General features: G+C 60.7%; 11 protein-coding genes. 8 read left to right on the forward strand and 3 right to left on the reverse strand.

Annotation, left to right across the window (positions count from 1 at the left end):
- Positions 1 to 46 precede the first annotated feature (46 nt).
- Together PMI21_RS16820 and PMI21_RS16815 are read right to left on the reverse strand one after the other, a co-directional pair.
- Complete coding sequence (locus PMI21_RS16820) at positions 47 to 1696, reverse strand: acyl-CoA dehydrogenase family protein (RefSeq protein WP_007937375.1); 1650 nt, start codon at positions 1694 to 1696, stop codon at positions 47 to 49.
- Positions 1697 to 1771: 75 nt separating this feature from the next.
- Positions 1772 to 4150, reverse strand: coding sequence for a hybrid sensor histidine kinase/response regulator (locus PMI21_RS16815; protein ID WP_007937377.1), 2379 nt, complete (start codon positions 4148 to 4150; stop codon positions 1772 to 1774).
- Positions 4151 to 4588: 438 nt separating this feature from the next.
- On the opposite strand from PMI21_RS16815, the gene PMI21_RS16810 reads away from it, so the two are divergent.
- The 4 genes from PMI21_RS16810 to PMI21_RS16795 all read left to right on the forward strand — a co-directional run bounded on the left by PMI21_RS16810 (position 4589) and on the right by PMI21_RS16795 (position 8121).
- The gene (locus PMI21_RS16810) at positions 4589 to 5386 is read left to right on the forward strand and encodes a hydroxymethylpyrimidine/phosphomethylpyrimidine kinase (protein WP_019581334.1); all 798 of its coding nucleotides are present in this window, start codon (positions 4589 to 4591) and stop codon (positions 5384 to 5386) included.
- A 32-nt stretch (positions 5387 to 5418) separates the two neighbouring features.
- Positions 5419 to 6042, forward strand: a complete 624-nt coding sequence (gene thiE / locus PMI21_RS16805; RefSeq protein ID WP_007937385.1) for a thiamine phosphate synthase — start codon at positions 5419 to 5421, stop codon at positions 6040 to 6042.
- Between the two features lie 16 nt (positions 6043 to 6058).
- Complete coding sequence (hemL, locus tag PMI21_RS16800) at positions 6059 to 7342, forward strand: glutamate-1-semialdehyde 2,1-aminomutase (protein WP_007937387.1); 1284 nt, start codon at positions 6059 to 6061, stop codon at positions 7340 to 7342.
- Positions 7343 to 7566: 224 nt separating this feature from the next.
- Entirely contained in the window at positions 7567 to 8121 is a 555-nt protein-coding gene (locus PMI21_RS16795; RefSeq protein ID WP_007937389.1) for a tetratricopeptide repeat protein, read from the forward strand.
- Positions 8122 to 8232: 111 nt separating this feature from the next.
- On the opposite strand, the gene PMI21_RS16790 is transcribed toward PMI21_RS16795, so the two are convergent.
- Positions 8233 to 8562, reverse strand: coding sequence for a DUF1820 family protein (locus PMI21_RS16790; protein ID WP_003185742.1), 330 nt, complete (start codon positions 8560 to 8562; stop codon positions 8233 to 8235).
- 134 nt (positions 8563 to 8696) lie between these two features.
- On the opposite strand from PMI21_RS16790, the gene miaB reads away from it, so the two are divergent.
- From miaB to PMI21_RS16770, 4 genes are all read left to right on the forward strand, one after another.
- Positions 8697 to 10025, forward strand: a complete 1329-nt coding sequence (miaB, locus tag PMI21_RS16785; RefSeq protein WP_033063960.1) for a tRNA (N6-isopentenyl adenosine(37)-C2)-methylthiotransferase MiaB — start codon at positions 8697 to 8699, stop codon at positions 10023 to 10025.
- 203 nt (positions 10026 to 10228) lie between these two features.
- Positions 10229 to 11233: a PhoH family protein gene (locus tag PMI21_RS16780; RefSeq protein WP_019650896.1), complete on the forward strand. Its 1005-nt coding sequence runs from the start codon at positions 10229 to 10231 to the stop codon at positions 11231 to 11233.
- Positions 11226 to 11720: an rRNA maturation RNase YbeY gene (ybeY, locus tag PMI21_RS16775; protein WP_007937400.1), complete on the forward strand. Its 495-nt coding sequence runs from the start codon at positions 11226 to 11228 to the stop codon at positions 11718 to 11720. Before PMI21_RS16780 ends, ybeY begins: the two co-directional genes overlap by 8 nt.
- A gap of 5 nt (positions 11721 to 11725) precedes the next feature.
- Positions 11726 to 12565, forward strand: a complete 840-nt coding sequence (locus tag PMI21_RS16770) for an HlyC/CorC family transporter (RefSeq protein WP_007909641.1) — start codon at positions 11726 to 11728, stop codon at positions 12563 to 12565.
- The last annotated feature ends 8 nt before the right edge of the window (positions 12566 to 12573 follow it).

The following is a 12573-nucleotide window of genomic DNA, read 5'->3' on the forward strand; positions in this document are numbered from 1 at the left end:
ACGGGAACAGTGGCGTGTTGGCTATACACCATTGGCTCGGTGTCGATCACAAGCCTTGCGGGGTCGACCGAGCCACAATCGCTTGCACATCCAACCCCCGCGGCAACGTTCCGTACACCCGCCCGGCCGAACCTAGGCGGCTGGCGATGAATGCATCGCTGACCGCCGCATTGCCCGCCTCCAGTAACAGCCGGGCCTGAAGCCCCAAGGCGATGTCTTCGGTGAGCTGGCGGGCACGGTATTGAATGTCGTCAGTGTCCTTGAACGCCTTCTGCAACTGGCCGATGTGCGCGGCCAGGCGCTTGTCGCCATGGCCATCGCCCAACTCGTTGAACAGCACATCGAGAACACCCGGCTCTTTCGACAGTGCGCGCAACACGTCGAGGCATTGCACGTTCCCGGAACCTTCCCACGTCGAGTTGACCGGTGCCTCACGGTACAGTCGCGGCAAGATGCTTTCTTCGACGTAACCGGCGCCGCCCATGCATTCGGCCGCTTCGTTGATCATCGCGGGCGCGCGTTTGCAGATCCAGTACTTGCCCACTGCCGTCACCAGCCGGGCGAATTTCGCTTCGTGCTCGTCATCCAGATGATCCAGCGCCCGGCCCATGCGCAGGCTCAACGCCAGGGCGGCTTCGCTTTCCAGGGCCAGGTCGGCCAGCACGTTTTGCATCAGGGGTTGTTCGCTGAGCAACTTGCCACCGACCTTGCGGTGGGCGCAGTGATGGCTGGCCTGGGTCAGGGCCTGGCGCATCAGCGCGCTGGAGCCGACCATGCAATCGAAACGGGTCATGGCGACCATTTCGATAATGGTCGGAACGCCCCGGCCCTCTTCGCCGACCATCCAGGCCAGGGCGCCACGGAACTCCACCTCGCTGGAGGCGTTGGACCAGTTGCCGAGTTTGTTTTTCAGCCGCTGTATGTAGAACTGATTGCGCGTGTCATCCGGGCGATGACGCGGCAGCAGAAAACAGGTCAGCCCTTTGTCGGTCTGGGCCAGGGTCAGGAAGGCATCGCACATCGGCGCCGAGCAGAACCACTTGTGGCCCACCAGTTCATACGCCTGGCCCGGCCCACCGGCGCCGACCGGATAGGCCTTGGTGGTGTTGGCCCGCACGTCGGTGCCGCCCTGCTTCTCGGTCATCGCCATGCCGATGGTGACCCCGGCCTTGTGGGCCATGCCGACATTGCGCGGGTCGTATTCGGTGGCGAGGATTTTCGGCAACCATTGCCGGGCCAGATCCGGTTGCAGGCGTATCGCCGGGACGCTGGCGAAGGTCATGGTCAATGGGCAACCGCTGCCGGCTTCAGCCTGACTGTGCAAATACGTCATGGACGCGCGAGCCACATGGGCGCCCGGTTGCGGATCGGTCCAGGGCAACCCTGTCAGGCCATGCTCCACCGCCGTGCGCATCAACTGGTGATAAGCCGGGTGAAACTCCACCAGGTCGATACGATGGCCGTAACGGTCATGGCTGACGAACACCGGTTTGTTCTGATTGGCCGCAAACCCGGCTTCCATCAGCGGCCCGCCGGCCAATGCGCCGTAAGCGTCGATCCGCGACTCGGCCCAACCGCCATCGAACCGCCGCGACCATTCCTGCAAAGGCAGGTCGATGCGATAGAGGTTGGTGCCGTCCAGCGACGGTGGCTGGTTGGTGACTTCGTGGGTTTCGGCGAACTGATGCAGGTTCATGACGGGGCTCCTTTGGTCAGCCAAGGGACTTTCAGTTAAGCACCGCCCCGAGGCTGAACAAAGTGGCATATCTGCCTAACTGTCGGCGCTTTCGCCTTGTCCAGAACAGAGCACCCGTCGATACAGCGCAGCCTGCAAGTCCTCGAATTTCACCGGTTTGTTCAGGTAGTCGACCAAGGTATCGCTCGGGCAGTGCACTCGGTCCACACTCAGGGCAATCATGAACACGGGTAATTCGGCGCAACCCGGCAACGCACGGATCCGGCGGCAGATGGAGGCGCTGTCCACTGGCGGCAACTGGCAATCGAGCACTACCGCGTCAACGGCTTCACACTGCAATTGATCGAGCGCAGCAAGGCCACTGTCAGCGGTGCGTACCCGGAACCCAAGCTTGAGCAACATGCCGCGCATCACCAATTGATTGATGCTGTTGTCATCGACCAGCAATACCGTGCATTCCTGGGGCAAGCGCAGGCCTGTGGTCTGCCGGGTGATCGAGGGCGCAGGTTCCACCACCGACAGCTCGAATTCGACGTCCAGCTGGAAGCGGCTTCCACGGCCTGGTTCGGAACGGTGGCTCAGGCGGCCCCCGAGCAATTCGACCAACTGCCGACAGATCGCCAGGCCAACGCCAAGACCGCCGTACTCACGGGTCATCGAGCCGTCGAGCTGGAAGAAGCGCTGGTACAGCGCCGCCTCTCCCAAATCGGTAAAACCGATGCCGGTGTCGATCACCGCAAAAGACAGCGCCAGCCGACCGGGCTCCGCCGGTTTACCCGTCACCCGCAGCGCCAGACCTCCGACCCGGGTGAATTTGATTGCGTTGTCCAACAGGCATTCCAGGCATTGCGCCAGCTTGCCGCTGTCGCCGAATAAGCGATCCGGCAACCCGGGCGTTACCTCGACCTTGAAGTCCAATGACTTGCTCGACGCATTGCCATCGAACTGCCCGCGCAAAGACTCGACCATACTGCGCAAGCTGAACGTGTCCGGATAGACCTTGAGCTTGCCGGCCTGCAATTCGGTCAGAGTGAGGATGCCGTTGACCATGCGCATCATGTCCCGCGCCGAACCTGCCGCCGTTTGCTGATACTGCTCCAGCTCCGGGTTCATCTCGACGGTCTGCATCAGCTCCAGCGAACCGATCACACCGTTCATGGGCGTGCGCAGTTCGTGGGTCAACGTGGCGAGGAATTCGTCCTTGAGCCTGTTGCTGTGAGCCAGTTGCTGGTTCAGCACTTCGAGCTTCTGGCCGGCATCGAACAACGTCTGTGCCTGTTGCTCGCGCATCGCGTTGATACGATCGGCCAGGGCCAGGGACAGCAACGCCACTTCAATCGCCGAGCCAATCTGACTGGCGTACATGGTGAGGAACACGTTGGGCAAATACCCCAACACCATCATCGTGTTGACGACACCACCGAGCAAAAATGCCGACCAGGCAATGATGAAGTAGCGCGCCACCCTCAAGCCGCCCAACCAGGCGAAAATCCCGGCAGCGAAAATCGCCACGGTAAAGACCAGTGCCAGCGCCGTCGCCAGACGCAGGGCCAGGGCGTAACTGGTCATCAAAGACAAACCAATCACCACCGCACTGAACGCGATCAGCGCCAATAGCACACGGTCCAGCCAGCGGCTGTGGGTGGCCGTCCGCAGGAAGCTGCGGGCAAACTGGCTGCCGAACAACCCCGAACAGCCGATAAAGAACGGCGTCGCGGCATTGGCCCACCACGGATTGTCCGGCCAGAAATACTCCACGGCCGCGCCGTTCACCGACAGCTGATACAAGCCGAACGAGGCGATGTAGACGATGTAATAGAGGTAGCTGGTATCGCGCACGCTGAGGAAGATGAACAGGTTGTAGACCAGCATCCCCAGCAACACACCGTAAATCAGCCCCAGCACGTAGAGCCGCACCGGCTGCTCTTCAAGGTAAGCAGTGCTCGACCACAAGGTGACGGGCGCCTGAATCGAGCCTTCGCTTTGCAGACGCAGGTACACGGTTTGCGCCTGCCCGGGCGCAAAGCTCAGATCGAACAGATAGTTGTTCTGACGAATCTCGCGAGTGGCGAACGGCAGCGCATCGCCCGTCTGTCGGACCAATTGATAGTCACCGCCAGCATCGGGCAAGTACAAATCAAGGTGATCGAGGGGCGGATAAGCCAGCTCCAGCAGCCAGCTCCGTTGCGCCGACGGATTGGTCGGACGGTATTGCAGGTCGATTTTCAGCCAGAACGCCGAACGCGAATAGCCGGCATTGAGGGTGGCTTTATCGTGGGGTTTGAAGTGCCCGGCCGCGGCTTGCGCACGGACCTCGGCAATGGTCGCTTGACCGCCCGCGTCTTCATAAACCTGCATCGTTCGGCCCAGGGGAAGGCTCTGGGTGAACTCGTCGAATTCGACGGCGCTCGCCAGGAGGGGCAAGCACAGCAGCAACATCAGCAAATAGCGCATTTAAGCCCCAGCGTGGCCTGTCCGGTTCTGTCAGGAAGCCCCCCATTCCTTTTGAGTAGACGTAAAACCGGTATTACCTGTTATTGGTTTGGATCCACTCTAGCATAGCCGTTAGTGGCGATTGAACACCATTGAAATTTTTCCTACAAAGGCTCTAGAACGGGCGTTCCAGCGCAATGTATTGAGCTAGAGCTGTTGGCTTGATCAGGTTGTGACAAGAGCGCCCAGGCACATCTCCCCGGTAGCAGCTGCCGAAGGCTGCGTTCGACGGCGAAGCCGTCGCGAAATCAATCACCGCTATGCATCAGGCGAACCGTGGACACAGGCTTGACGACCGCTACGCGGCCGAACGCAGCCTGCGGCAGCTGCTACATGGACCGCGTCATGATTCACGGGTCGACACCCGAAAAAACATGTTTGGTGGTAAGCTCGCGCACCATGAATATCTACAGCTCTCGCCCCGTTGTCCTCTGTCTCTCCGGCCACGACCCAAGTGGTGGCGCCGGCTTGCAGGCAGATATCGAAGCCCTGCTCGCCCAGGGTTGCCATGCGGCTCCGGCCGTCACCGCCCTGACCGTGCAAGACACGGTCAATGTCACTGACTTCCGCGTGCTCGATCGCGAGTGGGTACTGGCCCAGGCCAATGCCGTGCTCAACGACTCAGAAGTCGCCGCCGTCAAACTGGGCATGCTCGGTTCCCTGGAAATGGTCGACACCGTGGTCGAACTGCTTTCAGCGCACCCGCATTTGCCAGTGGTCTGCGACCCGGTGCTGCGCGCCGGCGGTGGCGGACGACTGGGCAAGGACGAAGTCGGCTACGCCATGCGCGAACGCTTGCTGCCGTTGTCGATCATCGCCACCCCTAACCTTCCCGAAGCCCGCATCCTCGCCGAACTGCCCGAAGGCACCGCCGACGAGTGCGCGGAAAAACTCCTGCCATTCGTCAAACACCTGCTGATCACCGGCGGCCATGGCGACGAACACGAAATCCACAACCGCCTGTACAGCCGCGACGGTCGCCGCGAAACCTTTACCTGCCAGCGCCTGCCCGGCAGCTATCACGGTTCCGGCTGCACGCTGGCCAGTGCCCTCGCCGGTCGCCTGGCCCAAGGTGAACACCTCGCCAGTGCCGTACAGAGCGCGCTTGACTACACTTGGCGCACCCTGCGAGATGCGGAACAGCTGGGCAAAGGCCAGTTCGTGCCCCGCCGCCTGCCGCTGGATTTCTGTTCGTAACTTTCGATGCGTAAAGCGCAGAGGCTTGTCCGATGAAACTACGTGGCCTGTACGCCATTACCGACAGCCAGTTACTGGCCGGTAAATTTCTTTCGTACGTGGAGGCGGCGCTCGAAGGCGGCGTCACCCTGCTGCAATACCGCGACAAAAGCAGCGACGAGGCCCGGCGTCTGCGCGAGGCCGAAGCCCTGCGCGATCTGTGCGAACGCTACAAGACCCAGCTGATCATCAACGACGACGCCGAACTGGCCGCGCGCCTGAATGTCGGCGTGCACCTGGGCCAGACCGATGGCCCGCTGATGCCGGTGCGGGCACTGCTCGGTCGTCAGGCGATCATCGGCTCTACCTGCCACGCGCAACTCGAACTCGCCGAACAAGCCGCCAAAGAAGGCGCCAGTTACGTCGCCTTCGGCCGCTTCTTCAATTCCAACACCAAGCCCGGCGCACCGACGTGCAGCCTCGACTTGCTCGACCAGGCCCGCAGCAAACTGCACCTGCCGATCTGTGCGATCGGCGGCATCACCCTGGACAACGCCGCCCCGCTGGTGGCCCACGGGGTCGACCTGCTGGCGGTGGTGCATGGCCTGTTCGGTGCCCAGAGCACGGCTGAAGTGACGCGTCGCGCCCGCGCCTTTAACGAATTGTTCAAATCCTGATTTTGAGAGCCAAATAATGTCTCGTTCCGAAACCCTGTTTGCCAATGCCCAGAAACACATCCCCGGCGGCGTGAACTCGCCTGTTCGTGCATTCAAGAGCGTTGGCGGCACGCCGTTGTTCTTCAAACACGCCGAAGGCGCCTACGTCACCGACGAAGACGACAAGCGCTATGTGGATTACGTCGGTTCCTGGGGCCCGATGATTCTCGGCCACAGCCACCCGGACGTGCTGGACGCGGTACGCAAACAGCTTGAGCACGGATTGTCCTACGGCGCCCCGACCGCGATGGAAACCGAGATGGCCGATCTGGTCTGCTCGATCGTGCCATCGATGGAAATGGTGCGCATGGTCAGCTCCGGCACCGAAGCGACCATGAGTGCGATCCGTCTGGCCCGTGGTTTCACCGGTCGCGACAGCATCATCAAATTCGAAGGCTGCTACCACGGCCACTCCGACAGCTTGCTGGTCAAAGCCGGTTCCGGCGCCCTGACCCAAGGCGTACCGAGCTCGGCCGGTGTACCGGCGGCGTTCGCCAAACACACCCTGACCCTGCCGTTCAACGACATCGACGCGGTAGAAGCCATGCTCGCCGAAGTCGGCCAGGACGTGGCGTGCATCATCGTCGAACCGGTGGCCGGCAACATGAACTGCGTACCGCCGGCACCGGGTTTCCTCGAAGGCCTGCGGACCCTGTGCGACAAGCACGGCGTGGTGCTGATTTTCGACGAAGTGATGACCGGTTTCCGTGTCGCCCTCGGCGGCGCCCAAGCCCATTACGGCGTAACACCGGACCTGAGCACCTTCGGCAAGATCATTGGTGGCGGCATGCCGGTGGGCTGCTTCGGCGGCAAACGCAAGATCATGGAACGCATCGCGCCGCTGGGCCCGGTCTACCAGGCCGGTACGTTGTCGGGTAACCCGCTGGCGATGGCCGCTGGACTGACCACGCTGCGCCTGATCAGTCGTCCCGGTTTCCACGCCGAGCTGAGCAACTACACCAGCCGCCTGCTCGATGGCCTGCAACAGCGCGCCGACGCCGCCGGCATTCCGTTCGTGACCACTCAGGCCGGCGGCATGTTCGGTCTGTACTTCAGCGGCGCCGACGACATCGTCACCTTCGATGACGTCATGGCCAGCGATGCGAACCTGTTCGGTCGCTTCTTCCACCTGATGCTCGAGGGCGGCGTGTACCTGGCGCCGAGCGCCTTCGAAGCCGGCTTCACCTCGATCGCCCACGGCGAAACCGAGTTGAAACTGACGCTGGACGCCGCCGAGCGTGCCTTCGCTGCACTGAAGTAAAGCTACGACGCTGACGTTGGCGATTGCCAGCGTCAGCTTTCACCTACACCCGCACCCTTTTTCCTACTCGTCTGCCAATAATCCCCCGCAAAGTGGGTGATATAGTCCCCGCGCAGCAGAAAAACGAGTAAAGACTTTGTAAGGTTGGCCCTGCTTATTTCATAATGCGCGCTTATTGGATCCCTCGACGGGTCCGCGCGCCCCTCAGAGGTAAGTCGATTCCCATGAACCGCACCGGCCGCACCCTTGCATTGGGCTGCCTGTTGCTCCTTCAGCCCCTGCTCGCGCTCGCACAAGCAGGCGGCAACTCGTTGTTGATCCCGGCGATGGGTCGCTGCACCCTCAATACTCAGCCGCAAGACCTGACGCAAGCGCTCGCCGCCTGCCAGAAAGCGTCGGATGAAGGGGATGCGCAAGCACAATACGAGTTGGGTGAGTTCTACTACGAAGGCAAAAACGCGCCGCGCGACCTCAATAAAGCCCTGAGCTACTTCGAAAAGGCCTCGCTGCAAGGTCATGCCCAGGCGCAATTCAAACTCGGCACCATGTTCTTCCATGGCGAAGGCGTACCGGCCAATAACGTTCAGGCGTATATCGTGCTGAAAATGGCCGCGGTCAACGGCGCCGAAGAGGCACTGGACACCGCCGACGAGGTCGCCGAAAAAATGCCCCGCGAAGACCTGGAAGTTGCTACCCAGGTACTGGGGCAAATTTTCCGTAAATACCTGATGGAATTGCAGAGCGCCGACGGGCGTACGCCGTTTTCACCACTTCCCTGAATTGCCGGATCCAATAGTTCCCACGCTCTGCGTGGGAATTCATCCCGTGACTCTCCGCGTCACCGACGCAGAGCGTCGAAGGCGGCATTCCCACCTTAAAAAACCTGCTGCTTACTTCTCAGGCATCGGCATCGGAAACGGCATGACATTGCCGACCGCGCCGCGGGCTTCGCTGATTTTCGGCGTGCCGAGGCGCTCGACCTCGTCGATGCGCACAATCGAATGCATCGGCACAAAACTGCGCACAACGCCTTCGAACTGAGCCTTGAGCTTTTCTTCGCTCGGATCGACGACCACTTGCGTGCGCTCGCCAAAGACGAACTCTTCCACTTCCAGGAAGCCCCACAGATCACTTTGATAGATCTGCTTGGCGTACATTTCGAACACCTGGCCCTGATTGAGGAAAATCACCTTGTAGATTGGAGCTTCACGTTTGGTCATGGTGGGCGGGTAACACATCGGGGATAAAAATGAGGGCGCGAACTATAACATAGCCACCGGACGCGCAGCGGTAGGAACCTTGGGGCATGTTCCCTATAATGCGCGGTTCTTTGAATCACGTGATGAATCTTTCCATGGCCAAGAAGCTTTACATCGAAACCCACGGTTGCCAGATGAACGAGTACGACAGCTCGCGCATGGTCGATCTGCTGGGTGAACATCAGGCCCTGGAAGTCACCGCCCGCGCTGAAGACGCCGACGTGATCCTGCTCAACACCTGCTCGATCCGCGAACGGGCCCAGGACCGGGTGTATTCCCAGCTAGGCCGCTGGCGCGAACTGAAACTGGCCAATCCGGAAATGGTCATCGCCGTCGGCGGTTGCGTGGCCAGTCAGGAAGGCGCGGCCATCCGTGATCGCGCTCCGTATGTCGACGTGGTGTTCGGCCCGCAGACCCTGCACCGCCTGCCGGAAATGATCGACGCCGCGCGCGTTACCAAACTGCCGCAGGTCGACGTCTCGTTCCCGGAAATCGAAAAATTCGACCATTTGCCCGAACCCCGCATCGATGGGCCCAGCGCTTACGTGTCGGTCATGGAAGGCTGCAGCAAGTACTGCACCTTCTGCGTGGTGCCTTATACCCGCGGTGAAGAAGTCAGCCGGCCGTTCGACGACGTGATTGCCGAGATCATCCACCTGGCCGAAAACGGCGTGCGCGAAGTGACCCTGCTGGGGCAGAACGTCAACGGCTATCGCGGGACCACTCACGATGGTCGCCTGGCCGACCTGGCGGAATTGATCCGGGTGGTCGCCGCAGTCGATGGCATCGACCGGATTCGCTACACCACTTCGCACCCGCTGGAGTTCTCCGACAGCCTGATCCAGGCCCACGCCGACGTGCCGGAACTGGTGAAACACCTGCACTTGCCGGTGCAATCAGGCTCCGACCGGATCCTCGCGGCGATGAAGCGCAACCACACCGCGCTGGAGTACAAGTCCAAACTGCGCAAACTGCGGGCCGCCGTGCCGGGGATCTGCATCAGCTCGGACTTCATCGTCGGATTCCCGGGTGAGACCGAAAAAGACTTCGAACAGACCATGAAGCTGATCGAAGACGTCGGCTTCGACTTCTCCTACTCGTTCGTCTACAGCCAGCGCCCGGGCACCCCGGCCGCCGATCTGGCCGACGAAACGCCGGAAGAACTGAAAAAAGAACGCTTGAATGCCCTGCAACATCGCCTGAACCAGCAAGGGTTCGAGATCAGCCGACAAATGGTGGGCTCCGTTCAGCGGATTCTGGTCACCGATTATTCGAAAAAAGACCCTGGCGAACTGCAGGGGCGCACCGAGAATAACCGTATCGTCAACTTCCGCTGCGACAATCCGACCCTGATCGGCCAGTTCGCCGACGTGCACATCGACGCCGCGCAACCGCACTCGCTGCGGGGCTCGCTGATCCAATAACACCGCATAACCTGTAGGAGCGAGGCTTGCCCGCGAAGGCCACACCGCCGTCTGCCTGACGGACCGCGTTATCGTCCTTCGCGAGCAAGCTTCGCTCCTACAGGACCGTGTGCGGCATTGCGATATTTAAGAGCTTTCGCACCCAGGCGACTGGCGTTATCCTTTATTTCATCAATATTGCCCCAGGGCGGCTAAATACGACCTTGAACGCACCCATAGAACCACATCGCTTCATCCTCGAGCCTTTTGAAGCTCGCCGCTTCGCCAATCTGTGCGGGCAATTCGACGAGCATCTGCGCTTGATCGAACAGCGCCTGACCATCGAGATCCGCAACCGCGGAAACCAGTTCGAACTGATCGGCGAGCCCAAACACACCACCTCCGCGGAAAACCTGCTGCGCCGCCTGTACCGGGAAACCAAAGGTACCGAGCTGTCGCCGGACATGGTTCACCTGTTCCTGCAGGAATCGGCCGTCGAGGAACTGGACAACCACTCCCCCGCCGAACCGTCCGTCGCCTTGCGCACCAAAAAAGGCATGATTCGCCCGCGCGGCTTGAATCAACTGCGCTACGTGAAGGAAATCCTCGGTAACGACATCAACTTCGGCATCGGCCCAGCCGGTACCGGCAAGACCTATCTGGCTGTTGCCTGTGCGGTAGACGCACTGGAACGCGAGCAGATTCGTCGCATTCTGTTGGTGCGTCCGGCGGTTGAAGCGGGTGAAAAACTCGGCTTCCTGCCCGGCGACCTGTCGCAAAAAATCGACCCGTACCTGCGCCCGCTCTACGACGCGCTCTACGAAATGCTCGGTTTCGAATACGTCGCCAAGCTGATCGAGCGTCAGGTGATCGAAGTCGCGCCGCTGGCCTACATGCGCGGTCGCACGCTGAACAACAGCTTCATCATCCTCGACGAAAGCCAGAACACCACCGTCGAACAGATGAAGATGTTCCTGACCCGGATCGGCTTTGGTTCCACGGCGGTCATCACCGGTGACATCACCCAGGTCGACCTGCCACGCGGCACCAAGTCCGGGTTGCATCATGTGATCGAAGTGCTCAAGGACGTTCCGGGCATCAGCTTCACCCACTTCCAGCCCAAGGACGTGGTGCGCCATCCGCTGGTGCAACGAATTGTCGAGGCATACGAGCGCTTCGAAAATCGCGCTGCCGATGCCGCACCAAAGGACACCCCACGCGATGCTTGAGCTTGATCTGCAACTGGCGAGCGACGCACCTGCCCCGAGTGAAGCCGAGTTCCGTCAATGGTGCGAACTGGCCCTGCGCCAGCGCACCGCCGACTCCGAGCTGACCATTCGCCTGGTCGATGAAGAAGAAGGCCGCGAACTCAATCACACCTGGCGGCAGAAGGATTACGCCACCAACGTGCTGTCATTCCCGGCCGACGTGCCGGACGAGTTGCTGGATATCCCGTTACTGGGAGATCTGGTGATCTGCGTGGCCGTGGTCGAGCGCGAAGCCGCCGAACAAGGCAAGGCTCTCAACGCCCATTGGGCGCATCTGGTCATTCACGGCTGCTTGCATCTGCTTGGTTACGACCATATAGATGACGATGAAGCCGAAGAAATGGAAGCACTGGAACGAACGTTGCTTGCAGAACTGGGTCATCCGGACCCTTATGCGGACGACGAAACAGACACATCCCCTATCGTTACAACAAAGGATTCAGAGTAATCGCTATGAGCGAAGATCGATCGAGCAACGGGCAGAAGTCTTGGCTGGGTAAGCTCACCCAGGCTTTTGCCCACGAGCCGAAAAACCGCCAGGAGCTGCTGGAGCTGCTGCGCGATGCACACCAGAACAAGTTGCTGGACAGCGAAGCGCTGGCCATCGTCGAAGGCGCCATCCAGGTTGCAGACCTGCAAGTACGGGACATCATGGTCCCGCGCTCCCAGATGATCAGCATCAAGGCGACCCAGACACCTCGCGAGTTCCTGCCCGCCGTGGTCGACTCGGCCCACTCCCGCTACCCGGTGATCGGCGAAAGCCACGATGACGTGATGGGCGTGTTGCTGGCCAAGGACTTGCTGCCGTTGATCCTCAAGGAGAACGGCGACAGCTTCAACATCAAGGACCTGCTGCGCCCGGCCACCTTCGTGCCCGAGTCCAAGCGCCTGAATGTGCTGCTGCGCGAGTTCCGCGCCAACCATAACCACATGGCCATCGTCATTGACGAATACGGCGGCGTGGCCGGTCTGGTGACCATCGAAGACGTGCTCGAACAGATCGTCGGCGACATCGAAGACGAGCATGACGTCGAAGAAGACAGCTACATCAAACCGCTGCCCAGCGGCGACTTCCTGATCAAGGCCCTGACGCCGATCGAGAACTTCAACGAGTTCTTCGACAGCGAATTCTCCGACGACGAATTCGACACCGTCGGCGGTCTGGTGATGAGCGCGTTCGGGCACTTGCCAAAACGCAACGAAATCACTGAAATCGGCGCCTATCGCTTCCGCATCCTGAACGCCGACAGCCGTCGGATTCATTTGCTGCGTCTTACACCTATCGCCCGTTAAGGATTGAC

Source organism: Pseudomonas sp. GM18 (genome assembly GCF_000282195.1).
GTDB lineage: Bacteria > Pseudomonadota > Gammaproteobacteria > Pseudomonadales > Pseudomonadaceae > Aquipseudomonas.